This window comes from Streptomyces sp. NPDC001594 (assembly GCF_042893675.1).
Classification (GTDB): domain Bacteria; phylum Actinomycetota; class Actinomycetes; order Streptomycetales; family Streptomycetaceae; genus Streptomyces.
On sequence record NZ_JBIAVB010000002.1, the window covers coordinates 438,664 to 461,608 of the forward strand.

Genomic DNA, 22,945 nt, shown 5'->3' on the forward strand with positions numbered 1-22,945 from the left:
GCACGCCCCCGGCGGAACGAATCGGTACCCGGGCCGCGTTCAGCGGACGGGGAGAACACGGACAGGGGTTGCCCATGACGCGCGGTACGCAGGACGAGACGACGGCCGAGGCCGGGCACCGGGCCGACGGCCTGGAGCTGACGACCGCCGGCCTGCCCGGCTGGCTGGACCCCGTCGTCGAGGCGGCCCGGACGGTCCGGCCCCGCCAGCTCAGCCGTTTCCTGCCGCCCGAGGACGGCCGGGGCCGCCAGTCCGCCGTGCTCATCCTCTTCGGGGAGGGCCCGCGCGGCCCCGAGATCCTGCTCCAGGAGCGCGCCGGCACCCTGCGCTCGCATGCCGGCCAGCCCTCCTTCCCCGGCGGCGCCCTGGACCCGCAGGACGGCGACCCGCACACCACCGGCCCGCTGCGCGCCGCGCTGCGGGAGGCCGAGGAGGAGACCGGGCTGGACCCGGCGGGCGTGCAGCTCTTCGGCGTACTGCCCCGGCTCTACATCCCGGTCAGCGAGTTCGTCGTGACCCCGGTGCTCGGCTGGTGGCGGGAGCCCTCGCCGGTCGGCCCGGTGGACCCGGCGGAGACCGCCCGGGTCTTCACGGTGCCCGTGGCGGATCTCACGGACCCCGCCCACCGGGTCACCGTGGTCCATCCGAGGGGCCATCAGGGGCCCGCCTTCATCGTGGAATCAGCTCTGGTCTGGGGTTTCACCGCCGGGGTCATCGACCGGATCCTGCACTTCGCCGGATGGGAACGCCCGTGGGACCGCTCACGTCAGGTCCCGCTCGACTGGCACGCATGAGACGGTGACCCTCGTGAACGTGCTGGACATCCTGTTGCTGCTCGCGGCCGTGTGGTTCGCGATCGTCGGTTACCGCCAGGGCTTCGTCGTCGGCATCCTGTCGGTGACCGGCTTCCTGGGCGGTGGCCTCATCGCCGTGTCCCTGCTCCCGCTGATCTGGGACCGGGTGACGGACAACGGCACCCAGGTGTCCACCACGGTCGTGGTGATCGCCGTCGTGGTCATCATCATCTGCGCCTCGATCGGCCAGGCCCTGACCACCCATCTGGGCAACCGGCTCCGGCGCCACATCACCTGGTCGCCGGCCCGCGCGCTCGACGCGACCGGCGGAGCGCTGGTCAACGTCGTCGCGATGCTGCTGGTCGCCTGGCTGATCGGTTCCGCCCTGGCCGGCACCTCCCTGCCCACCCTGGGCAAGGAGGTCCGCAACTCCAAGGTGCTCCTGGGCGTGTCGCGCGTGCTGCCCACCCAGGCGAACACCTGGTTCTCCGACTTCAGCTCCACCCTCGCCCGCAACGGCTTCCCGCAGGTCTTCAGCCCGTTCTCTAACGAGCCCATCACCGAGGTGAAGCCGCCCGACCCGGCGCTCGCCGGCAGCGCCGTCGCCCAGCAGGCCAGGCTCTCGATCGTGAAGGTCGTCGGCACCGCGCCCAGTTGCAGCAAGGTCCTGGAGGGCACCGGTTTCGTCTTCGCGCCCGGCAAGGTGATGACCAACGCCCATGTCGTCGGCGGGGTCATCGAGCCGACCGTGCAGGTCGGCGGCGAGGGCAAGCTCTACGACGGCAAGGTGGTGCTCTACGACTGGGAGCGCGACATCGCCGTCCTGGACGTGCCGAAGCTGCGCGCCCCGGCCCTGGAGTTCACCGAGAAGGACGCGACGAGCAGCAGCGACGCGATCGTCGCGGGCTTCCCGGAGAACGGCGGCTACGACGTCCGCGCCGCCCGCGTCCGCGGCCGGATCAACGCCAACGGCCCGGACATCTACCACCGGGGCACCGTCCGCCGCGACGTCTACTCGCTCTACGCGACCGTCCGCCAGGGCAACTCCGGCGGCCCGCTGCTCACGCCCGAGGGGCGGGTGTACGGGGTCGTCTTCGCGAAGTCGCTCGACGACCCGAACACCGGCTACGCCCTGACGGCGGACGAGATCCGGGACGACATCCGCGTCGGCAGGATCGCCGACCGGCGGGTCGACACCCAGGGCTGCGCCCTCTGACCCGGGGCTGCGCCCCGCCTCCCGGGGACCGGCCCCGGAAAGCGGGGCGCGGTGCCGCTACACCCGTGGATGGCGCAGCCGCGCCGACACCCAGCGGGCGCGGCGGCGCAGGATGCGCGGAATCCCGAGGCGGGGGTCGTGGCCTTCGCGGCCCGTCCCCCTGTCGTGCGTGCCCGGCACCGTGGCCGAGCGGCGTTCGCGTGCGGTGTCACCGTGGTCGTGCGTCCAGCCCATACAACGAGCTGTGCCCGGCCTCCAAGGTCGGTAACCCCGTCCGGGGCGGCCAATTGGCCTATGCGCCGGGCAATTGAACGACCGTAAGCCTGTCGTACGAATAAACTGCGGGACCGTCAGGAACCGGTCACCGACCCGTCAGGTTCTGGCCAAAGGTCCGTCAGGGGCGGTCGGGCTCCGGGTCCTTGAGCCAGTTCACCAGCTCGGCGGAGAACGCGGCCGGGTCCTCCTCGTGCGGGAAGTGCCCGAGCCCGTCGAAGAGCCGCCAGCGGTAGGGGGCCTCGACGTACTCCCCGGATCCGGCGGCGCTGCGCGTGCGCATCACCGGGTCCAGCGATCCGTGCAGGTGCAGCGTCGGCACCCGTACGGGCCGCTTCATCCGGCGGTAGAACTGCAGCCCGTCCGGCCGGGCCATCGAGCGCATCATCCAGCGGTAGGGCTCGATCGAGCAGTGCGCGGTGGACGGGATGCACATCGCCCGCCGGTACACGCCGAGCGCTTCCTCGTCCGCTCCGTCCTCCTGGAGCCGCGGCCCGGACCACTCCCGGATCAGCTCGCCCACGAGGGCCCCGTCGTCGGCGACCAGCTGCCGCTCGGGGACGAACGGCCGCTGGAAGCCCCAGATGTGGGAGCTCGCCCGGGTCTGGCCGAGGTCGCCCAGCATGGCCGAGCGCCAGCGGCGCGGGTGCGGCATGGAGGAGACGGCCAGCCGGCGCACCAGCTTGGGCCGCATCACGGCGGCCGTCCAGGCCAGGTAGCCGCCCAGGTCGTGTCCGACGAGGGCGGCGTCCGGCTCGCCGAGGGACCGGATGACCCCGGTGATGTCGAGCGCGAGGTTCGCCGGGTCGTAGCCGCGCGGGGTGCGGTCGCTGCCGCCCACTCCGCGCAGGTCCATCGCGACCGCGCGGTACCCGGCGTCCGCCAGTGCGGTCAGCTGGTGCCGCCAGGTCCACCAGAACTGCGGGAAGCCGTGCAGCAGGAGGACCAGCGGCCCGTCGCCGAGCTCCGCGACATGGAACCGGGCGCCGTTGGCGGCGACGTCCCGGTGGGTCACCGCCCTGCCGTCCGGCAGGTCGATCCGTACCGCCGTCGCGGCGGTGGGCGGAGTGCTGGAGTCCGGCGAGGGGGCTGTCATGAGGACGAGCGTGCCACACCCACGGCCTGGTCACTCACCGGCCGCGGATGCGGCTTGACGGTTGCCACCACCGCGGCGGTCTGCTTGACGGAGTCCATCGTCTTCACGGGCGGCTTGATCTTCTTGAACTTGGCCACCGCCAGCAGCCCGACCAGCCCCGCCAGCAGCCAGAACACCCCGCCGACGATGAGGAAGGACCAGGCCAGCCCGAGACCGAGGTTGTGGATGCCGTAGGCCGCGGCGAAACTCAGTACGGGGAGGGAGAAGAGCACGAGCACGCCCGCCGAGATCCCGGCGCCGCTGCCGATGCCCGCGCGCTTGACGTCCTGCTTGATCTCCACCTTGGCCAGCGCGATCTCGTCGTGCACCAGGGCGGACATCTCGGCGGTGGCCGCGGCGACGAGCTGGCCGAGGGTGCGCTCGGCCCCCGGAGCCCCTTGGTCCGTTGCGCTCATCTCTGTCTCCCTCTGTCGTCGTCTGCCGGCGGCTGTCCTCCGTCGTCAGTCAGATCATGCCGGACGGTCGGCCGGAGTGCTGGACCCGCCCGTGGCTTCGCCCGTGCCGTCGTCCGGCTCCGGATTCCTCTGCAGGGCCAGCGCGGTGGCCCGGCGGCGGTGCTCCGCGGCCTTCTCCTCGTGGATCCGCGCCATCCTCAGGTGGTACTCCGGGTTGCCCTCCTCGTAGATGTCCGGGATCCCGTCGAGGTCCTCGTCACGCTCCTCCGCCTCGGTCAGGGCCCGGTACTTGCGGTCGCGGAGCTTGAGCATGACGCAGGCGACGACCGCCGCGATCAACGAGCCGAGCAGGACGGCGGCCTTGACCTCGTCGGTGAGGACGGGGTCCCCGGCGAAGGCGAGTTCGCCGATCAGGAGGGAGACGGTGAAGCCGATGCCGGCCAGGGAGGCCACGGCGAGCACGTCCGGCCAGGCGAGGTCCTCGCTCAGCTCGGCCCGGGTGAAGCGGGCGGCCAGCCAGGTGCCGCCGAAGATGCCCACCGTCTTGCCGACGACCAGGCCGAGCACCACGCCGAGCGTCTCCGGGCGGGTGAAGACCTGCGCGATCGCCCCGCCGGAGAGGGACACCCCGGCGGAGAACAGGGCGAAGAGGGGCACGGCCAGACCCGCCGACAGGGGCCGGACCAGGTGCTCGATGTGCTCGCCGGGGGAGTGCCGTTCACCCTCCCGGCGTGTGCAGCGCAGCATCAGGCCCATGGCGACGCCGGCGATGGTGGCGTGGACGCCGCTGTTGTACATCAGGCCCCAGATGACCAGGGCCAGCGGCACGTAGACGTACCAGCCGCGGACCCCGGCGCGCAGCAGGAACCAGAAGAGGACCAGACCGGCGAAGGCCCCGCCCAGCGCCGCGAAGTCGATGCTGCCGGTGAAGAACACCGCGATGATCAGGATGGCGAAGAGGTCGTCGACGACGGCCAGGGTCAGCAGGAAGGCGCGCAGCGCGGAGGGCAGCGAGGTGCCGATGACCGCGAGGACGGCGAGGGCGAAGGCGATGTCGGTGGCGGTGGGGACCGCCCAGCCGGCCGTCGAGCCGCCGCCGAGGGTGTTGACCAGGAAGTAGACCAGGGCGGGTACGGCCATGCCGCAGACGGCGGCGATGACGGGGAGGGCGGCGGCCTTGGCGTCGCGCAGGTCGCCCGCGACGAGTTCGCGTTTGAGTTCGATGCCGGCGACGAAGAAGAAGACCGCGAGGAGGCCGTCGGCCGCCCAGTGCTGGAGCGAGAGGTCCAGGCCGAGGGAGGCGGGGCCTATGTGGAAGGAGCGGACGGTGTCGAAGCTGTCCGACAGCGCGGGGATGTTCGCCCACAGGAGCGCGGCGATCGCCGCCACCAGCAGCAGGACGCCGCCGACGGTCTCCGTGCGCAACGCGTCAGCGACGAAGCGGCGCTCGGGGAGGGAGAGCCGTCCGAGGAGCTTGCGGCGGGGTGCGGGCGTGGCCACAGGGGGACCTCCGGTCGGTCGACGGCATGACTCATGCAGTTGCCGACCAGACTTCCCGGCGCACCTATGGACGTGGAGACTTTTAGAGCGTCAAATCTTGACGCTTCTCATATTTTACAGGGTCCGTTCCGTCGCATCGGGTGATCTTCACCTTAAACGGACGAAGGGCGTCCGGCGCGCTGTGCGCCGGACGCCCTCCTGGGCCGGTTCCGTCCTGTCGCAGGTCAGTCCTCGTCGGACGCGCTGGGCAGCTTCGTCTGGATCAGGTCCATCACGGAGGAGTCGGCGAGGGTGGTGACGTCGCCGACCGCGCGGTTCTCGGCCACGTCGCGCAGCAGACGGCGCATGATCTTGCCGGAACGGGTCTTCGGCAGCTCCTGCACCGGCAGGATCCGCTTCGGCTTGGCGATCGGGCCGAGGGTGGCGCCCACGTGGTTGCGCAGCTCCGCGACCAGGCCCTCCGACTCCGAGGCGCTGCCGCGCAGGATGACGAAGGCCACGATGGCCTGGCCGGTGGTCTCGTCGGCCGCGCCGACGACGGCGGCCTCGGCGACGGCGGGGTGCGAGACGAGCGCCGACTCCACCTCGGTGGTGGAGATGTTGTGGCCCGACACGAGCATCACGTCGTCGACGCGGCCCAGCAGCCAGATGTCGCCGTCGTCGTCCTTCTTGGCACCGTCACCGGCGAAGTAGCGGCCCTCGAAGCGGGACCAGTAGGTGTCGACGAAGCGCTGGTCGTCGCCCCAGATGGTGCGCAGCATCGACGGCCACGGCTCGGTGAGGACCAGGTAGCCGCCCCCGCCGTTCGCCACCTCGTGGCCCTCGTCGTCGACGACGGTGGCGCCGATGCCCGGCAGGGCGCGCTGGGCCGAGCCCGGCTTGGTCGCGGTGACGCCCGGGAGCGGGGAGATCATCATCGCGCCGGTCTCGGTCTGCCACCAGGTGTCCACGATCGGGCAGCGGTCGCCGCCGATGTGCTTGCGGTACCAGATCCACGCCTCGGGGTTGATCGGCTCGCCGACCGAGCCGAGCACGCGCAGGCTCGACAGGTCGAACTTCGCGGGGATGTCGTCGCCCCACTTCATGAACGTCCGGATCGCGGTCGGCGCGGTGTAGAGGATGGTGACCTTGTACTTCTGGACGACCTCCCAGAAGCGGCCCTGGTGTGGGGTGTCCGGGGTGCCCTCGTACATCACCTGAGTGGCGCCGTTGGCCAGCGGGCCGTAGACGATGTAGGAGTGCCCGGTGACCCAGCCGATGTCGGCGGTGCACCAGTAGACGTCGCTCTCCGGCTTCAGGTCGAAGACGGCGTTGTGGGTGTACGCGGCCTGGGTGAGGTAGCCGCCCGAGGTGTGCAGGATGCCCTTCGGCTTACCCGTGGTCCCCGAGGTGTAGAGGATGAAGAGCGGGTGCTCGGCGTCGAAGGCCTGCGGGGTGTGCTCGGTGGACTGGCGGCCGACCAGGTCGTGCCACCACAGGTCGCGGCCCTCGGTGAAGGCCGTGTCCTGGCCGGTGCGGCGCACGACGAGGACGTGCTCGACCTGCGGGCACTTGGCGACGGCCTCGTCGATGGCGGGCTTGAGCGCGCTGGGCTTGCCGCGGCGGTAGCCGCCGTCGGCCGTGATGACCAGCTTGGCGTCGGCGTCCTGGATGCGGGAGGCGACGGCGTCGGCGGAGAAGCCGCCGAAGACCACCGAGTGCGCGGCGCCGACGCGGGCGCACGCCAGCATCGCGACGACGGCCTCGGGGATCATCGGGAGGTAGACGGCGACCCGGTCGCCCGCCTGGACACCGAGTTCGGTGAGGGCGTTCGCGGCCTGCGAGACCTCGTCCTTGAGCTGGGCGTAGGTGATCGAGCGGCTGTCGCCGGGCTCGCCCTCGAAGTGGAGGGCGACGCGGTCGCCGTTGCCGGCCTCCACGTGCCGGTCCACGCAGTTGTACGCGACGTTCAGCTTGCCGTCGGCGAACCACTTCGCGAAGGGCGGGTTGCTCCAGTCGAGCGTCTCGGTGGGCTCGGTCTCCCAGGAAAGCCGTCGGGCCTGCTCGGCCCAGAAGCCCAGCCGGTCCGCGTCGGCCTGCGTGTACGCGGCCTCCTTCACGTTCGCGGCGGCGGCCAGATCGGCGGGCGGTGCGAACCGCCGCTCCTCTTTCAACAGGTTGGCCAGGCTCTCGTTGCTCACGACATCTCCCTTTCCCAGGGTGTCCGTTGTCCCCGGGCATAGCTGAGTCCCCGGGGACAGCTCATCAGTCAGACGCCCAGGTGACAAGGGGTTGCCGAAAATTGGTTTAGACCTATACCACGACTGGGCCCGTGCCCGGCCTACGCCCGCGCGGTGTGTCGGGCGCCCGGGCGGCGGCGCGCCGAGAGCCCCTTCCCGCCGCAGGTGCGGGAGGGGGCCGACGGCTTGCACGGATACGGGAGGGTATCGGTTCGGGAGGGCCTCTGGTCAGGCGTTCTGTCCGACGCTGTCGAAAACCCGACAGTCGAAGAAGTCCTCCCCTGCGGACAGGAGATAGGCCTGGGCCTCGCCCACATGGAAGTACATCCCGTGGAGCTCCAAGGTGCCCTCGGCGAGGCGCCGGGCCACCGACTCGTGGGCCCGCAGGTGCTCCAGCTGCTGCACCACGTTGGTCAGGCAGAGCTGCTCCACGGCATCGGCCGGGAGCCGCCCAGCGATCCGCGCCCAGGCGTGGTGCCGGCTGCCCATCCGCTGGAGGCTGGGCAGGCCGTGCCGCAGCCAGCGGCTCAGCGGGGTCGCCGGAGCGCCCGGCCGGGAGTCGAGCAGGGCCTGCATGGCCCCGCAGCCCGAGTGCCCGCACACCGTGATGCTGGCGACCTGCAGCACGTCCACCGCGTACTCGATGGCCGCCGCCACGGAGTCGTCGCCGGACTCCGCGCCGGGCAGCGGGACGAGATTGCCCACGTTGCGCACGGTGAACAGGTCGCCCGGACCGCTGGCGGTGATCATGCTGGTGACCAGGCGGGAGTCCGCGCAGGTCAGGAAGAGCTGCGAGGGCCGCTGCCCCTCACGCGCCAGCCGGGCCAGCTCCTCGCGTACGTGCGGGGCGGTGTCCCGCTGGAAGGCGCCGATGCCGCTGGCGAGTTGGCCCGCGCCGGGCCGCCGGGATGCGGCCGCCGCGGCGCCGGGGACCCCGGCCGCGCCCGGACCCGTACGGGCGGCGGCGCCCGCGGGGCCGGCACCGCCCTGGCGTGCCGGGCCGTCCGGTGCGGGCCGGGCGCCCGGCGGGGCGGCCTGGGCGGCCTGGGCAGTCTGGGCGGCCCGGGCGGCTCGGTGGTCGCAGTGGTTCTGCCAGGGCGTCCAGGGGCGGCAGCACTGGTGCGCCCCCCGGCCCGCCTCTCCCCGCGGGCCGTCGGCCGACGTGCTCTCCTCCTTGCCGGTACCGGTACCGGTACCGGTCGCCCAGGCTTCGGCCGGGACCCCGCTCGTGATCGCCGCCCCGCCCCGGCCGGTCAGTTCGAGCGTCCCGCCGTGCGCCAGGTGCGACTCCTGCCAGTCGTGCAGGGTCTCGTAGGCGGCGTGGTCCATGAACGAGCCGTCGAGCTCGACCACCGCGTGCCCGCCGTGCGGAACCTGGTTCAGCACCCGGCTCAGCCGGGGGACCGCCAGGAAGGTCAACTGTCCGCGCGCCGCGATCCGGTGGACGCCCTCGGACTCCTCCACCGTGATCCGGGTGCGGGCCAGCCGCCGCAGGGCCAGGGCCACGGCCACCGCGATCCCGACGGCCACGCCCTCCAGCACCCCGCCCAGCACCACGGCCGCGATCGTGGTCGCGTAGACCAGGACCTCCCGGTGCCGGGAGACGGTCCGCAGGTGCGTGATGCTGACCATCTGGATGCCGACGAACATCACCAGGGCGGCCAGCGCCGCGAGGGGGATCAGGTCGAGGACCGGGACGAGCAGGCCGGCCGCGAGCACCACCCACAGCCCGTGGAACATGGCTGATTTCCGGCTGACGGCACCCGCCTTGACGTTCGCCACGCTGCGCACGGCCACGCCCGTGATCGGCAGTCCGCCCAGCAGCCCGGAGACGATGTTCGCCGCGCCCTGGCCGCGCAGTTCGCGGTCGAGGTCGGCCCGGGGCGGGCGGTCTTCCGTACCCCGCTCGGAGGCGATCAGCTTGTCGGTGGCGATGGAGGACAGCAGGGACTCCACACTGCCCACCAGCGTGATCGTCAGGACGGCGGCGATCAGTCCGAGCGCCGGCCCCTCGGGCAGCTCGGGCAGGGCGTGACTGCTCCAGGACGGCAGGTCGACCCGGGGCAGGGTGAGCCCGGCCAGGGCCGCGAACGCCGTGGCGGAGGCGACGGCGGCCAGGGCCGCAGGCACCTTGCGCAGGGCACGGCCCGCCCGGCCGGGCAGCCGGTTCCAGCCGAGCAGGACGCACAGCGTCAGCACGCTCACCGCCAGCGCGGCCGGATGCGGATCGGCCAACTGGGCCGGCAGACCGAGCACATTGGCCACGGCGGAGCTCTGCGGGGTGCCCCCGAGCACGATGTGCAGCTGGGCCAGCGCGATGGTCACGCCGATGCCCGCGAGCATGCCGTGCACGATGGCCGGACTCACCATGAGCGCCGACCGCGCGGTGCGCAGGAAGGCGAGCCCGAGCTGGCAGCAGCCCGCGAGAACGGTGATGGCGCAGGTGGTCCGCCAGCCGTAGCGCTGGATCAACTCGGCCGTCACGACCGTGAGTCCGGCGGCGGGACCGCTCACCTGGAGGGGCGCGCCGCCGAGCCGTCCGGCGACGATCCCGCCCGCCGCCGCGGCGACCAGACCGGCTTGCAGGGGGGCGCCGGTGGCGAGCGCGATGCCGAGGGAGAGCGGCAGGGCGATCAGGAAGACGGCCGCGGACGCGGACAGATCGGCCGGGAGGTCCTTGCGGACGTTCCTGCCGCGCGAGGGCCGCCGGAGGGCGGAGGGGGCTGGGGCGGTGGCTGTCATGGGTTCCCGTCTCCTCTGGGGAGGGATGAAGCGGCGGGATTCTCAACACTCGGTAAATGGATGGTAATGGAGAGTAAAGAAGGGTGGGAGGTAATGCGGGCAAAGAGCCTAGAAACCCACCCCTGAGAGTGATTAAGCATTTTGTCGGGCTTGTCACACCTTCCTAAGACCACACCGCGTGGGACGTTGCGTCGGGAACGTCCTGCATCGGTACTGCGAGGGAGAGGTGTGCGGATGATGGCCGCCACGAAGAAGATCGCCGGCGGGCTGGTCGCCACGGCCCTGGTCCTGTGTGCCGCCGGGTGCAGCGGCTCGGGGTCCGCCGGGCACGGGGCTCCCGGCTCGCCGAACGGGAGGAAGGGCGCCGCCGCCCCCGAGGCGCCCGGCAGCGTCAACCGGCCCATCGGCGACGGCTCGACCGCCTACACCGGTCCGCAGCCGCACCTCCAGAAGCCGCAGAAGCTGAAGCCCGGTGAGAAGCCGCCGCAGTTCGTGGTGTTCTCGTGGGACGGGGCCGGCGAGGACAGCCAGAAGCTCTTCTCGCACTTCCGCGAGGTCGGCAAGGAGTACAACGCCCGGATGACCTATTTCCTCAGCGGCGTGTACATGCTGCCGGAGGAGAAGCGCGACCTCTACACCGCGCCGCAGCACTCCCCGGGCCGCTCCGACATCGGCTTCGGCGACCTCCAGGGCATCAAGGACACCGCCACCCAGGTCCGCGCGGCCTGGCTGGAGGGCAACGAGATCGGCACCCACTTCAACGGCCACTTCTGCGGCCCCGACGGCGGCGTCGGCACCTGGTCCGTCGAGGAGTGGAAGAGCGAGATCAACCAGGCCAAGTCCTTCGTCAAGAACTGGAAGACGAACGCCGGCCTGAAGGAGATGGACCCGCTCCCCTTCGACTACGACAAAGAGCTCATCGGAGCCCGCACCCCCTGCCTTGAAGGGCAGAAGAACTTCATGCTGGCGGCCAAGGACATGGGCTTCCGCTACGACTCCAGCGGGATCAGCAAGCAGGTCTGGCCCAAGAAGACGGACGGGCTCTGGGACCTCCCGCTCCAGCTGGTGCCGATGCCCGGCCGGGCCTTCGACACGCTGAGCATGGACTACAACTACATGGTCAACCAGTCCGGGACGACCACCCAGGGCGACCCCTCGCAGCACCAGTACTGGGGCGACCAGATGCGCGACGGCCTCAAGCAGGCCTTCGACCGGGCCTACCAGGGCAACCGCGCACCGCTGATCATCGGCAACCACTTCGAGTCCTGGAACGGCGGCACCTACATGCGCGCCGTCGAGGAGTCCATCAAGAGCATGTGCGGACAGCCCGAGGTCCGCTGCGTGCCCTTCCGCGAACTGGCCGACTGGCTGGACGCCCAGGACCCCAAGACCCTGGACTGGCTGCGGACCCTCGAGGTCGGCCAGACGCCGAAGGAGGGCTGGACGAAGTTCCTCACCGCGGGGCCGCCGGCCGCGCCGGCCGCCCCGGCCGGGAAGGTCAAGCCGGCTGCGGGGCCGGCCGGCGAGCCGGACGAGGGCTGACCAGGCCCTCGTGCAGGACGAAGCCGGGGTCGACCTGCTCCGCCAGGTCGGCCCCGGTCTTGGCGTTGCCCCAGCTCTCGGCGTTGCGCAGGTGGAAGTGGACCATCTGCTCGGTGTACCTGGCCCAGTCGCGGCCGGAGTAGGAGTCCTCCGCCGCCTCCTGGAGGTCCTGCAGTGCGCGCCGGTTGGCCGACTCCAGCAGCTCGAACGCGGCCGGGCGGCCCCGCTCCATCGCCCGCACCCAGTCGGAGTGCCCGAAGGTGACCAGCAGGTCCTCGCCCACCTCGTCCTGGAGGAACTCGATGTCCTCGGGCCCCTGCACCTTGTTCCCCACGACCCGCAGGCGGACCCCGAAGTCCCTGGCGTACTCCTTGTACTGGCGGTAGACGGAGACGCCCTTGCGGGTCGGCTCGGCCACCAGGAAGGTCATGTCGAAGCGGGTGAACATGCCGGACGCGAAGGAGTCCGAGCCGGCCGTCATGTCGACGACGACGTACTCGTCCGGCCCGTCGACCAGGTGGTTGAGGCAGAGCTCGACCGCTCCGACCTTGGAGTGGTAGCAGGCCACCCCCAGGTCCGACTCGGCGAACGGACCCGTCGCCATCAGCCGTACCGCGTCCCCGTCGAGCGGCAGCGTGCGCGCGCAGGCCTCGTAGACCGGGTTGTCCTCGTCCACCCGCAGCAGGCGCGAACCCGCCCCGGGCGGCGTCGTCTTGATCATGCTGTCGGCCGAGGCGATGCGCGGGTTCGAACCGCGCAGGTACTCCTTGATCAGGGGCAGGTGCGCACCCAGCGCGGGCAGCGCGGCCGCCTCCTCCTCGGTGAGCCCGAGGGCGGCTCCGAGGTGCTGGTTGATGTCGGCGTCCACCGCGACGACGGGGGCTCCACTGGCTGCGAGGTGGCGGATGAAGAGGGAGGACAGCGTCGTCTTCCCACTGCCTCCCTTTCCCACGAAAGCGATCTTCATGTTCACCAAGGGTAGTGGAGTGACAGCGGGGTGTGGTCAAGGTGAGTGAAGAAGACCACTCCAAGGAGGGGGCGGTGCTATGGGGCCGCAGTGCGTAGGCTCCCTACTTATGAGTAGCGCTTCCGACCCGTTGGCGGCCCTGGGCGCCCTGCCGGGCGTCGCAGAGTCCGTGGAATCCGTACGCAAGGCCGTGGACCGGGTCTACGGGCACCGGGTCATGCGCCGGCGCGGCGGGGAGATCACCTCCGAGGCCGCGCTGCGCGCCGCCCGGGGCAGCGCGGCGCTGTCGGCGGCCGACTGGGCGCTGGAGGAGGTGCGCCGCCGGACCGACTTCAGCGCGGACGCGGAGGCGCTGACGGTCGGCGCGGCCCTGCGCCTGACGGCGGAGGCGGGCCAGCTGCTGAGCATCTGGCGCCAGTCGCCGATGCGGGTCCTCGCCCGTCTGCACCTGGTGGCGTCCGGTTCGGCCGTGGCGGGGGACGTGGTGGGCCGCCCGCGCCTGGCCGGTGAGCCGGTGGAGGAGCCCCTGGTGGATCTGCCGCTCCCGGACGCCGAGGAGGTCGCGGGCCGGCTCGACGGGCTGGCCCGCCTGGTCATCGCGGGCGGGTCGGCCCCGGCCCTGGTCACGGCCGCGGTGGTGCACGGCGAACTGCTGGCGCTGCGTCCGTTCGCCTCCTACAACGGACTGGTCGCGCGGGCCGCGGAGCGGATCGTGCTGATCAACAGCGGGCTCGACCCGAAGGCGATCTGCCCGGCGGAGGTCGGCCACGCCGAACAGGGGGCGGAGGCCTACCTGGAGGCCTTCAAGGGTTACGTCTCCGGCACGGCGGAGGGGATGGCGGCCTGGATCGCGCACTGCGGCCGCGCGGTCGAGCTCGGTGCGCGTGAGTCGACGGCGGTCTGCGAGGCGCTCCAGCGCGGCGCGGCATAGGGGCCGGACAAAGGGTTGCGGCGACACCGTACTGCTCTGGTGTCGCCGCTGGCATTCACGCCCAGTTACCAAGCGTCCTCGATGTTGCCCATCAGGCCGGGTACTTTGCCCGTCGCCTGGTGCGGCTGGCCCGTAATCGACGGGTCGACGTCGCGTGGGTGCTCGGCGTTCCTGCTTCGGTCCGTGGGCCTTACTGCGTTTTAAAGATGATCCTCTCGGATGTTCTTTGGTCTCGCGGGCCGTGACTCCTTTGTACCTCGCTTGGGAGCGGAGTGAAACCCCTGGCCTGACTTCTTTACTTTCCGGGGTGATCCGGGGCGATTCGGACACCCCGGATCGCACCAGATCGGGACGGATCAGGCGGGCGCGAAGGCCGCCGCCGCGCGGCGGCGGCTCGCGTACCAGACCAGCCCGGCGGTGGCCGCCGCCGCGCCGACCGCCGCGGCGGCGACGAGCGCGGGCCGGGCGGTGACGGAGAAGCCGGGCAGCCGCTGCTTGAGCCGTACCGGCTTGCTGAAGACCAGCACCGGCCACTCCCGCGCGACCGCCTCGCGCCTGAGCGCCCGGTCGGGATTGACCACGTGCGGATGCCCGACCGCCTCCAGCATCGGTACATCGGTGATGGAGTCGCTGTACGCGTAGCACCGCGCGAGGTCGTAGCCCTCGGACTCGGCGAGCTCGCGCACCGCCTCCGCCTTCGTGGGGCCGTAGGCGTAGTACTCGATCTCCCCGGTGAAGCAGCCGTCCTCGCCGACCACCATGCGGGTGGCCACGACCCGGTCCGCGCCGAGCATCTCGCCGATGGGCTCGACGACTTCGGCGCCCGAGCTGGACACGATCACCACGTCACGGCCCGCCGTGTGGTGGGCCTCGATGAGGGACGCGGCCTCGTCGTAGATGATCGGGTCGATCAGGTCGTGCAGCGCTTCGGCGACGATCTCCCGCACCTGGCGGACGTTCCACCCCTTGCAGAGGGCGGACAGGTACTCGCGCATCCGCTCCATCTGGTCGTGGTCGGCGCCGCCGGCCAGGAAGATGAACTGGGTGTACGCGGTCCGCAGCACGGCCCGCCGGTTGATCAGGCCACCCTGGTAGAAGGACTTGCTGAACGTCAGGGCGCTCGACTTCGCAATGACCGTCTTGTCCAGGTCGAAGAAGGCGGCGGTCCGAGGCGAGGAGTGCGGCAAGGGCTGATTTTCCACGCACCGAGCATATGCGCCCACCATTCGGCGTAAGGTGTGGCGCGTGGGTTTGCCTGAGAAGGCTCTCGGGTACACCATGGAAGTCACGGATCGTTCGCGACCGTGCTAACCCGGTCTGGCTCCTCCCCCCCCGAGTCGGACCGTGGGGACGACCCCCGCTCTCCCCCCCGGCGGGGGTCGTCGCATGTCCGGACGCGGTTCGCGCCCCACTCCTTCGGGTTCCGACGGACATCCTCCCGGCCCTCCCTCTTCGGCGGGCCCGCACGGCGCGGCCCCTCACCCCCTCCGACGCGTAACTCTGCGTAGTTGTTCCGGCGCGCTCCGGAACTCACTCGTGAGGGTGGGGAAGATATTCACAAGCACCTTCTTCTCCACAGTTTTCCGGCAAGATCCACTTCTTTTTCCGGGCCCCTGCACCGTGATTCCAGCCGCGAAGTCCGCGGCACGTGGATTTGCAGTGAGAAGGGGGCGGAGATCGTGGCTGGATCGAAGTCGTGTGGAGCGCCGGAGCCCGGCGTGGCGGGTGGGGGCGGGCCGGCGGCCCGCGCCGGCGGGGCCGGGCCCGGCGGCGGGCGGCCGCTGATCATCACCGAGGACCCGCTGCTCCTGGACGATCTGCTGCGGCTGTGCGCCGCCGCGGGCGCCGAGCCGCATGTGCACCATGCGGTGCCGGAGCAAAGCGGAACCGCGGGGGACGGCGGTGGGGGCGGCGTGGACGCCGCCGCACCGGGCGGGGGCGTCGGATGGGAGACGGCCCCGCTGGTCCTGGTCGGGGACGACGCCGCCCGCCGGGTGCGCGGGGCACCGCGCAGGGAAGGGGTGTTCCTCGTCGGCCGGGACCTCGACGACCCCTTCGTGTGGCAGCGGGCCGTGGAGATCGGCGCCGAGGAGGTGCTGCGGCTGCCCGACGCCGAGAACCGGCTCGTCGACCGCCTCGCCGACGTGGTCGAAGGGGCCGGACGGCCTGCTCTCACCGTCGGCGTCATCGGCGGCAGCGGCGGGGCCGGGGCGTCCACCCTCGCCTGCGCCCTGGCGCTGCGGGCCGCCCGGGCCGGGGAGCGCACCATCCTGGTCGACGGCGATCCCCTCGGCGGCGGCATGGACGTCCTGCTCGGCGGTGAGGGCGCCGAGGGGCTGCGCTGGCCGGACTTCGCCGCCTCGCGCGGCCGGGTCGGGGCCGGGGCGCTGGAGGAGTCCCTCCCCGAACTGCACGCGCTGCGGGTGTTGAGCTGGGACCGCGGGGACCGGGTGGTGGTGCCGCCCGCCGCGATGCGGTCGGTGGTGGCCGCCGCCCGGCGACGCGGCGGGGTGGTGGTGGTCGACCTGCCCCGGCGGGTGGACGAGGCGGTGGCGGAGGTGCTGGCCCAGTTGGACCTCGTCCTGCTGGTGGTCCCCGGTGAGCTGCGGTCGGTGGCCGCGGCGGGGCGGGTCGCGGCCGGGGTGCGGATGGTGGCCCGGGACGTCCGCGTGGTCGTGCGGGGCCGCTGCCGGCAGGGGCTCGACGCCGAAGCGGTCGCGGGGCTGCTGGGAGCGCCGCTGGCCGGGGAGGTGCCGGTGGAGGTGGGGCTCCCGGGGCGGGTGGCCGAGGGGGAACCGCCGGGTGCGCGGGGTGCGTTGGCCCGGTTCTGCGACGGCTTCTGGCAGCGGGCCCTCGGCCCGGTGCAGGGGGTGCCGGCATGAGCGCGGTCCTGCTGGACGCCGTGCGCCGGCGTCTGGCCGAGAGCGGCGCGGAGCCCACTCCGGCCCGGGTGGCGGCGGCGCTGCGGGCGCAGGGTCGGCTGCTCGGGGACGCGGAAGTGCTGGGCGTCGCGGCCGAGTTGCGCTCCGAGCTGGTCGGTGCGGGCCCGCTGGAGCGGCTGCTGGGGGATCCCGGGGTCACCGATGTGCTGGTGGCCGCCCCCGACCGGGTGTGGGTGGACCGGGGTGGCGGGCTGGAGCTGACCGAGGTGACCTTCGCCGACGCCGAGGCGGTGCGCAGGCTGGCCCAGCGGCTGGCCGCCGTCGCGGGGCGCCGGCTGGACGACGCCCGGCCCTGGGTGGACGCCCGGATGCCGGACGGCACCCGGCTGCACGCCGTCCTCCCGCCGGTGGCCGTCGGGTCGGCGTGCCTGTCCCTGCGGGTGGTGCGGCCCAAGGCGTTCACGCTGGAGGAGCTGGTCGCCGCGGGGACCCTTCCGCCGGGCGGGCAGCGGCTGCTGCGGGCGATGGTCGAGGCCCGGCTGTCCTTCCTCGTCTCCGGCGGGACGGGCACGGGCAAGACCACCCTCCTCAGTGCCCTGCTCGGGCTGGTCGGGCCGGCCGAACGGATCGTGCTGGCCGAGGACTCCGCCGAACTGCGGCCGGACCATCCCCATGTGGTGCGGCTGGAGACCCGGCCCGCGAACCAGGAGGGCGCGGGTCTGGTCACCCTCGCCGATCTGGTCCGCCAGGCCCTGCGGATGCGCCCCGACCGGCTGGTGGTCGGCGAGGTGCGCGGAGCCGAGGTGGCCGATCTGCTGGCCGCGCTGAACACGGGGCACGAGGGGGGCTGCGGCACGGTCCATGCCAATGCCGCCGAGCACGTCCCCGCCCGGCTGGAGGCGCTCGGTAGCGCCGCCGGGCTCGACCGGGCCGCCCTGCACAGCCAGTTGGCTGCCGCGCTGACCCTCGTGGTCCATCTCGTCCGGGACCGGTCGGGGCGGCGGCGGGTGGCGGAGGTCCATGTGCTGGAGCGGGATGCGGACGGGCTCGTGGTGACCGTCCCCGCGCTGCGCTGGGGGGCCCGCGGGTTCCTGCGGGAGCGGGGCTGGGAGCGGCTCGGTCCGCTGCTGCGGGGTGCGCGGTGAGCGCCGGGGTGCTGGGGTCGGTGCCGGTGTTCGCGGGGGTGCTCTGCGCGGGGGCGGCCGCCTGGGGGCTGGCCGGGGGTGACGGGGCGTCCCGCCGGACCCGGCTGGTGCTGGCGGGAGGGGTGCCCGCCCTGCCGTGCGGGCCGCCGGCCGGGTGGCGGCTGGTGGCGGCGGTGCGGGGCCGGGCCGCCTGGTGGCGGGAGGGGGCGGTGGTCGCGGCCGGGCTGCTGGTGGCGGTGCTGGGCGGCTCGGTGATCCCGCTGGTGCTGGGGGCCGCCGCGGTGCCGCTGCTGCGCCGGTGGCTGCGGGCCCGGGAGCGGGAGCGGGCGCGGGAAGCGCGGGCCGCCGGGGTGGTGGAGCTGTGCGGGGCCGTGGTCGGGGAGCTGAGGGCGGGTGCCCAGCCGGGGCAGGCGCTGACGGCGGCGATACGGCGTACGGCGGCCGGTCCCGGCGGTCCGGGCCCGGCGGAGGCGGCCGTGCTGGCGGCTGCGGCCTTCGGCGGGGACGTGGCCCGTGCGCTGCATGAGGCGGCGCGGGAGCCGGGCGCCGAGGGGCTGGCCGCGATGGCGGCCTGCTGGCGGGTCTCGGTGGACGGCGGCGCCGGCCTGGCGGCGGGCCTGGACCGGCTGGAGGGCGCCCTGCGGGCCGAGCGGGACCGGAAGGAGTCCCTGCGGGCCCAGCTGGCGGGGGCCAGGTCGACGACGGTGGTGCTCGCGCTGCTGCCGCTGGTGGGGCTGCTGATGGGGACCGCGCTCGGGGCGGATCCGCTGGAGGTGCTGCTGCACTCCCCGGTGGGGTGGGGCTGCCTGGTGGCGGGCGGGGTGCTGGAGGCGCTGGGGCTGCTGTGGTGCCGGCGGATCGTACGGACGGGGGAGCGGTGATGGACGGGCCGGTGGTCCACGGGCTGGGGACGGTGCTGTGCCTGGCGCTGGCGGTGTGGTGGCCGGCCTCGGCGGCGTGGGCGCGGCTGGGGCGGCGGGCGGCGCGGCGCAGGCTGGCGGCCGTGTTCCGGACGGCCCGGCCGGTACGGCGGGGGCCGCCGGGTGGCCGCCGGGTGCGGGGGATGGCGGTGGCCTGGGCGGCGCCCGCCGGGGCGCTGGTGGCCGGCTGGGTGCTGGTCGGCGGGGTGTGGGGGCTGCTCGCCGGGTGCGGTGCGGCCGCCGGGGTGCGGTGCTGGTCGGCCCGGCCGCGTCCGCCCGCCGGGCTCGACCCGCGGGCGGCGGAGCGGGAGTTGCCGTTCGCGGCGGATCTGCTGGCCGCCTGTCTGGCGGCGGGTGCGGGGCCGGTGGAGGCGGCCGAGGTGGTGGGGGAGTCGCTGGGCGGTCCGGTGGGCGAGCGGCTGGCGCTCGCCGGGGCGGAGCTGCGGCTGGGCGGTGAACCGGGCGCGGCGTGGGGGAGGTTGGCGGGCATACCGGGGGCCCGGGGGCTGGCGGAGTGCCTGGAGCGCGCCGCGCGGACGGGGGCGCCCGCCGCGGAGCCGGTGTCCCGGCTGGCGGCTGCCCTGCGGGCCGACCGCACCCGGCGGGCGGGGGCCCGGGCGCAGCGGGCCGCGGTGCTCGTCACCGCACCGGTCGGGCTGTGCTTCCTCCCCGCCTTCCTGGCACTCGGGGTGGCGCCGGTGGTGATCGGAATGGCCTCCGGCCTGCTGGCGGCAGGCTGAATTCCCGGAGCCCTCCGGAGCCGGGGTGTTCCGGCCGGGAGTTTCACGATCACCATCTGAAATCACTGGAATCACTGAAATCACATCAAGAACGTAATCCCACAGGAGGTTGTCATGAGGATCATCTGGTTTCGTCTGCGGGCGGCGCTGAGCGGTCGCGGGAGCGACCGGGGGATGTCGACTTCGGAATACGCCATGGGCACGATCGCGGCCTGTGCGTTCGCCGCGGTCCTGTACAAGGTGGTGACGAGTGACGTGGTCGCGACGGCCCTTCAGTCGACCATCGGGAAGGCGCTCGATGCGCCCTTCTGAGGGAAGGCCGCCGGTCGCCGGGGACCGGGGTTATGTCACGGCGGAGGCGGCACTCGTCATTCCGGCCCTGGTGCTGCTGGCGGCCCTGCTGGTGTGGGCGCTGATGGCGGCGGCCGCGCAGATCCGGTGTGTGGACGCCGCCCGGGCGGGTGCCAGGGCGGCGGCCCGGTCGGAACCCGCCGGGGCGGTGCGGGCGGCGGCCCGGCAGGCGGCCCCGCCGGGGGCCGAGGTGGAGGTGGAGCGGGACGGGGACCTGTGGCGGGTGCGGGTGGCGGCGCCCGCCCCGGGGCCGGCCGGGCTGCCGGTGCGGCTCGGGGCGCGGGCGGCGGCCCTGGCCGAGGACAGCGTGGGGCCGCCGCCGTGAGCCGGGACCGGGGCTCCGCGACGGTGTGGGCCACCGTGGTGGCCACCGCGCTGGTGGCGGTGTTCGGGGGCGTGCTGCTGCTCGGGCAGGCGGTGGTGGCCCGGCACCGGGCGGGCGCCGCGGCCGATCTGGCGGCCCTCGCGGCGGCGGCCGGCTGGGCGCACGGCCCGCGGGCCGCCTGCGCGGCGGCCGGGCGGGTGGCCGCGGCCCAGGGGGCCGTGGTGGCCCGGTGCCGGCTCGGGGGCGAGGTGGCCGAGGTCACCGCCGTGGTCCGGGCCGGCCCCTTCGCCCCGGCGGTCGCCGCCCGGGCGGGCCCGCCCCTGGCCGGGGGGTCAGGGGGACGGAGCCAGGAGGCGGGTGAGGAGCCGGATCGCGCCGCGTTTGTGGAGGGGGTCGTTGCCGTTGCCGCACTTGGGGGACTGGATGCAGGAGGGGCAGCCCGCCTCGCACTCGCAGGCGGCGATGGCGTCCCGGGTGGCCGTCAGCCACTCCCGGGCCGTATGGAAGGCCCGCTCCGCGAAACCGGCGCCGCCCGGGTGGCCGTCGTACACGAACACCGTGGGCAGCAGGGTGTCCGGATGCAGCGGCACCGAGACCCCGCCGATGTCCCAGCGGTCGCAGGTGGCGAACAGCGGGAGCAGGCCGATGGAGGCGTGCTCGGCGGCGTGCAGGGCGCCCCCGAGGATCTCCGGGTTGATCCGGGCCTCGTCGAGCTGGTCCTCGGTGACCGTCCACCACACGGCCCGGGTGCGCAGGGTGCGCGGCGGCAGGTCCAGCTTGGCCTCGCCGAGCACCTCGCCGGTGATCAGCTTCCGGCGCAGGTAGGACACGACCTGGTTGGTGACCTCGACGGAGCCGTAGCAGAGCCGGGCCGCGCCCCAGGGGACCTCGGTCTCGGTCTCCAGGATGGTGATCGAGGTGGTGTCACGGGCCGTGGTGGAGAAGGGCGGGTCCGCCTCCTCGACCAGGGCCACGGACTCCTCCAGGTCCAGGCGCCGCACCAGGTACGTGCGGCCCTGGTGGAGGTGGACGGCGCCTTCGTGGACCGCGGTGTGGGAGGCGGACTCGTCCACCGTGCCCAGCAGCCGTCCGGTCCCGGCCTCGACGATCTGCACCGGGCGGCCCCCGCCGCCGCGGATGTCGGCCAGGTCCGAGGCCCGCTCCCGGCGGGTCCAGTGCCAGGCCGCGGTCCGCCGCCGCAGTAGCTTCGCCGCCTCCAGCTGGGGCAGCAGCCCGGCCGTGGCGGGTCCGAAGAGGTCCAGGTCGGCCTCGGTCAGGGGCAGCTCGGCGGCGGCCGCGCACAGGTGGGGGGCCAGGACGTAGGGATTGTCGGGGTCCAGCACGGTGGCCTCCACCGGCTGCCGGAAGAGGGCCTCTGGGTGGTGGACCAGATACGTGTCCAGCGGGTCGTCGCGGGCGATCAGCACCGCCAGGGCGCCCTGCCCCGCGCGGCCGGCGCGCCCGGCCTGCTGCCACAGCGAGGCCCGGGTGCCCGGATACCCCGTGATCAGCACGGCGTCCAGGCCGGACACGTCCACGCCGAGCTCCAGGGCCGTGGTGGCGGCCAGCCCCAGGAGTTCCCCGGAGTGCAGGGCCCGCTCCAGGGCGCGGCGCTCCTCGGGCAGGTAGCCGCCCCGGTAGGCGGCGACCCGCCGGGGCAGGGACCGGTCGACGGCGGCCAGCCGCTCCTGGGTGATCACGGAGATCAGCTCGGCGCCGCGCCGGGAGCGGACGAAGGCCACCGTCCGGACCCCCTGGACCACCAGGTCGGTCAGCAGGTCGGCGGTCTCCGCCGTGGCGGTGCGGCGCACCGGGGCGCCCTTCTCGCCCTTGAGCTCGGTCAGGGGCGGCTCCCACAGGGCGAAGACCACCTCGCCGCGCGGCGAGGCGTCGTCGGTGATCTGGGTGACCGGGACCCCGGTCAGCCGGGAGGCGGCGGCCGCCGGGTCGCTCGCCGTGGCGGAGGCCAGCAGGAACACGGGCTCCGAGCCGTAGCGGGCGCAGATCCGGCGCAGCCGCCGCAGGACCTGGGCGACGTGCGAGCCGAAGACCCCCCGGTAGCTGTGGCACTCGTCGACGACGACGTAGCGCAGGGCCTTGAGGAAGGAGGACCAGCGGGGATGGGAGGGCAGGATGCCCCGGTGCAGCATGTCGGGGTTGGTCAGCACGTAGTTGGCGTATTGGCGGATCCACTCGCGTTCCTCGACGGGCGTGTCCCCGTCGTACACGGCCGGTCGCACGGCGTTCCCGAGGGGGGCGGCGAGTTCCCGGACGGCGCGCCGCTGGTCGGCGGCCAGAGCCTTGGTCGGGGCCAGGTAGAGGGCGGTCGCACCCCGCCCGTTGGGTGCCTCGGCTCCGTCGGCCAGGGCCGACAGCACGGGGGCCAGGTAGGCCAGCGACTTGCCCGAGGCGGTTCCTGTGGCGATGACCACAGACTCGCCGTCCAGGGCGAGCTCGGCGGCCGCGGCCTGGTGTTCCCACGGGTGTTCGATGCCCGCCGCCTGGATCGCGGCTACTACATCCGTTCGGACCCGGTGCGGCCAGACCGCATGACGGCCCGCCCGAGGGGGCAAGTGCTCCGTATGGGTGATGCGCGCAGCTCGGGAAGGCCCCCGTGACAGGCGGTCCAGAACGGTGCCGGGGGTGGGTCGTGGGTCCGCCGGTGCCGTGGCCGGACCGGGGCGGTGAGTGTTGGCCATTGGAACCGAGTGTGTCACCGGCGTGCGGGACAATGGACTCAAGGCGTCGTGCGCGCCTGCCGGTAAGTGATTGAATGCCATCGCGGCAGCCGATCCCTCCCCTACCTTCGGGTGGGAGGCCCCTGGGGGGCGCCGCTCGATAGCAAGG

General features: G+C 73.4%; 19 protein-coding genes and 1 pseudogene. 11 read left to right on the top strand and 9 right to left on the bottom strand.

Translation table 11 applies throughout. The features are described 5' to 3' along the window. The first annotated feature begins 74 nt into the window (after window positions 1-74). On the top strand, window positions 75-794 hold the full coding sequence (locus tag ACFY0O_RS05620) for an NUDIX hydrolase (protein ID WP_388943152.1): 720 nt from the start codon (window positions 75-77) through the stop codon (window positions 792-794). Between the two features lie 13 nt (window positions 795-807). Beyond that, the gene (locus tag ACFY0O_RS05625) at window positions 808-2,010 is read left to right on the top strand and encodes a MarP family serine protease (protein WP_388943471.1); all 1,203 of its coding nucleotides are present in this window, start codon (window positions 808-810) and stop codon (window positions 2,008-2,010) included. Window positions 2,011-2,067: 57 nt separating this feature from the next. Here the strand turns inward: ACFY0O_RS05625 and ACFY0O_RS05630 are convergent, their stop codons facing one another. From ACFY0O_RS05630 to ACFY0O_RS05655, 6 genes are all read right to left on the bottom strand, one after another. Further along, on the bottom strand, window positions 2,068-2,244 hold the full coding sequence (locus tag ACFY0O_RS05630) for a hypothetical protein (RefSeq protein ID WP_388943154.1): 177 nt from the start codon (window positions 2,242-2,244) through the stop codon (window positions 2,068-2,070). Between the two features lie 160 nt (window positions 2,245-2,404). Continuing rightward, window positions 2,405-3,379, bottom strand: a complete 975-nt coding sequence (locus ACFY0O_RS05635) for an alpha/beta hydrolase (protein ID WP_358895880.1) — start codon at window positions 3,377-3,379, stop codon at window positions 2,405-2,407. Beyond that, window positions 3,376-3,834 carry a phage holin family protein gene (locus ACFY0O_RS05640; protein WP_388943157.1) on the bottom strand — a complete coding sequence of 153 codons (459 nt, stop codon included), beginning with the start codon at window positions 3,832-3,834 and terminating at the stop codon, window positions 3,376-3,378. The genes ACFY0O_RS05635 and ACFY0O_RS05640 overlap by 4 nt, the downstream gene beginning before the upstream one ends. 54 nt (window positions 3,835-3,888) lie before the next feature. Next, entirely contained in the window at window positions 3,889-5,334 is a 1,446-nt protein-coding gene (gene nhaA, locus ACFY0O_RS05645; RefSeq protein ID WP_388943159.1) for a Na+/H+ antiporter NhaA, read from the bottom strand. Window positions 5,335-5,558: 224 nt separating this feature from the next. After that, a complete protein-coding gene (gene acs / locus ACFY0O_RS05650; protein ID WP_388943162.1) occupies window positions 5,559-7,514 on the bottom strand; it encodes an acetate--CoA ligase in 1,956 nt (651 codons plus the stop codon). 267 nt (window positions 7,515-7,781) lie between these two features. Next, window positions 7,782-10,295 (bottom strand): bifunctional SulP family inorganic anion transporter/carbonic anhydrase, encoded by a 2,514-nt coding sequence (locus ACFY0O_RS05655; RefSeq protein WP_388943165.1) that lies wholly within the window; start codon window positions 10,293-10,295, stop codon window positions 7,782-7,784. A 234-nt stretch (window positions 10,296-10,529) separates the two neighbouring features. Here ACFY0O_RS05655 and ACFY0O_RS05660 point away from each other — a divergent pair, with 234 nt between their 5' ends. After that, on the top strand, window positions 10,530-11,837 hold the full coding sequence (locus ACFY0O_RS05660) for a hypothetical protein (protein WP_388943168.1): 1,308 nt from the start codon (window positions 10,530-10,532) through the stop codon (window positions 11,835-11,837). Here the strand turns inward: ACFY0O_RS05660 and ACFY0O_RS05665 are convergent. Further along, the gene (locus ACFY0O_RS05665) at window positions 11,794-12,804 is read right to left on the bottom strand and encodes an ATP-binding protein (protein WP_388943171.1); all 1,011 of its coding nucleotides are present in this window, start codon (window positions 12,802-12,804) and stop codon (window positions 11,794-11,796) included. The two genes, ACFY0O_RS05660 and ACFY0O_RS05665, sit on opposite strands and share 44 nt — an antisense overlap. Window positions 12,805-12,913: 109 nt before the next feature. Here ACFY0O_RS05665 and ACFY0O_RS05670 point away from each other — a divergent pair, with 109 nt between their 5' ends. Further along, on the top strand, window positions 12,914-13,735 hold the full coding sequence (locus tag ACFY0O_RS05670) for an oxidoreductase (protein WP_388943174.1): 822 nt from the start codon (window positions 12,914-12,916) through the stop codon (window positions 13,733-13,735). A 356-nt stretch (window positions 13,736-14,091) separates the two neighbouring features. On the opposite strand, the gene ACFY0O_RS05675 is transcribed toward ACFY0O_RS05670, so the two are convergent. Then, window positions 14,092-14,961 (bottom strand): HAD family hydrolase, encoded by an 870-nt coding sequence (locus ACFY0O_RS05675; RefSeq protein WP_388943177.1) that lies wholly within the window; start codon window positions 14,959-14,961, stop codon window positions 14,092-14,094. 492 nt (window positions 14,962-15,453) lie between these two features. On the opposite strand from ACFY0O_RS05675, the gene ssd reads away from it, so the two are divergent. The 7 genes and pseudogenes from ssd to ACFY0O_RS05710 all read left to right on the top strand — a co-directional run. Next, window positions 15,454-16,617: a septum site-determining protein Ssd gene (gene ssd / locus ACFY0O_RS05680; RefSeq protein WP_388943474.1), complete on the top strand. Its 1,164-nt coding sequence runs from the start codon at window positions 15,454-15,456 to the stop codon at window positions 16,615-16,617. After that, a complete protein-coding gene (locus tag ACFY0O_RS05685; RefSeq protein ID WP_388943179.1) occupies window positions 16,614-17,762 on the top strand; it encodes a TadA family conjugal transfer-associated ATPase in 1,149 nt (382 codons plus the stop codon). Before ssd ends, ACFY0O_RS05685 begins: the two co-directional genes overlap by 4 nt. Beyond that, a complete protein-coding gene (locus ACFY0O_RS05690) occupies window positions 17,759-18,643 on the top strand; it encodes a type II secretion system F family protein (protein WP_388943181.1) in 885 nt (294 codons plus the stop codon). The genes ACFY0O_RS05685 and ACFY0O_RS05690 overlap by 4 nt, the downstream gene beginning before the upstream one ends. Next, complete coding sequence (locus ACFY0O_RS05695) at window positions 18,643-19,422, top strand: type II secretion system F family protein (RefSeq protein WP_388943184.1); 780 nt, start codon at window positions 18,643-18,645, stop codon at window positions 19,420-19,422. The genes ACFY0O_RS05690 and ACFY0O_RS05695 overlap by 1 nt, the downstream gene beginning before the upstream one ends. 114 nt (window positions 19,423-19,536) lie before the next feature. Further along, a complete protein-coding gene (locus ACFY0O_RS05700) occupies window positions 19,537-19,734 on the top strand; it encodes a DUF4244 domain-containing protein (RefSeq protein WP_358895892.1) in 198 nt (65 codons plus the stop codon). Further along, a complete protein-coding gene (locus ACFY0O_RS05705) occupies window positions 19,721-20,098 on the top strand; it encodes a TadE family type IV pilus minor pilin (protein ID WP_388943187.1) in 378 nt (125 codons plus the stop codon). Before ACFY0O_RS05700 ends, ACFY0O_RS05705 begins: the two co-directional genes overlap by 14 nt. 59 nt (window positions 20,099-20,157) lie before the next feature. Next, window positions 20,158-20,355: pseudogene (locus tag ACFY0O_RS05710) on the top strand (Rv3654c family TadE-like protein); the annotation flags it as partial. 75 nt (window positions 20,356-20,430) lie between these two features. Here the strand turns inward: ACFY0O_RS05710 and ACFY0O_RS05715 are convergent. Next, on the bottom strand, window positions 20,431-22,878 hold the full coding sequence (locus ACFY0O_RS05715) for a DEAD/DEAH box helicase (RefSeq protein ID WP_388943189.1): 2,448 nt from the start codon (window positions 22,876-22,878) through the stop codon (window positions 20,431-20,433). Window positions 22,879-22,945 lie beyond the last annotated feature (67 nt).

Bases quoted from the DNA above. Each gene is read 5' to 3' on its own strand.
- ACFY0O_RS05620 (WP_388943152.1), top strand. From the start codon at position 75: ATGACGCGCGGTACGCAGGACGAGACGACGGCCGAGGCCGGGCACCGG.
- ACFY0O_RS05630 (WP_388943154.1), bottom strand. From the start codon at position 2,244: ATGGGCTGGACGCACGACCACGGTGACACCGCACGCGAACGCCGCTCG.
- ACFY0O_RS05635 (WP_358895880.1), bottom strand. From the start codon at position 3,379: ATGACAGCCCCCTCGCCGGACTCCAGCACTCCGCCCACCGCCGCGACG.
- ACFY0O_RS05640 (WP_388943157.1), bottom strand. From the start codon at position 3,834: ATGAGCGCAACGGACCAAGGGGCTCCGGGGGCCGAGCGCACCCTCGGC.
- ACFY0O_RS05655 (WP_388943165.1), bottom strand. From the start codon at position 10,295: ATGACAGCCACCGCCCCAGCCCCCTCCGCCCTCCGGCGGCCCTCGCGC.
- ACFY0O_RS05660 (WP_388943168.1), top strand. From the start codon at position 10,530: ATGATGGCCGCCACGAAGAAGATCGCCGGCGGGCTGGTCGCCACGGCC.
- ACFY0O_RS05665 (WP_388943171.1), bottom strand. From the start codon at position 12,804: ATGAAGATCGCTTTCGTGGGAAAGGGAGGCAGTGGGAAGACGACGCTG.
- ACFY0O_RS05670 (WP_388943174.1), top strand. From the start codon at position 12,914: ATGAGTAGCGCTTCCGACCCGTTGGCGGCCCTGGGCGCCCTGCCGGGC.
- ACFY0O_RS05675 (WP_388943177.1), bottom strand. From the start codon at position 14,961: ATGGTGGGCGCATATGCTCGGTGCGTGGAAAATCAGCCCTTGCCGCAC.
- ACFY0O_RS05685 (WP_388943179.1), top strand. From the start codon at position 16,614: ATGAGCGCGGTCCTGCTGGACGCCGTGCGCCGGCGTCTGGCCGAGAGC.
- ACFY0O_RS05695 (WP_388943184.1), top strand. From the start codon at position 18,643: ATGGACGGGCCGGTGGTCCACGGGCTGGGGACGGTGCTGTGCCTGGCG.
- ACFY0O_RS05700 (WP_358895892.1), top strand. From the start codon at position 19,537: ATGAGGATCATCTGGTTTCGTCTGCGGGCGGCGCTGAGCGGTCGCGGG.
- ACFY0O_RS05705 (WP_388943187.1), top strand. From the start codon at position 19,721: ATGCGCCCTTCTGAGGGAAGGCCGCCGGTCGCCGGGGACCGGGGTTAT.
- ACFY0O_RS05715 (WP_388943189.1), bottom strand. From the start codon at position 22,878: ATGGCATTCAATCACTTACCGGCAGGCGCGCACGACGCCTTGAGTCCA.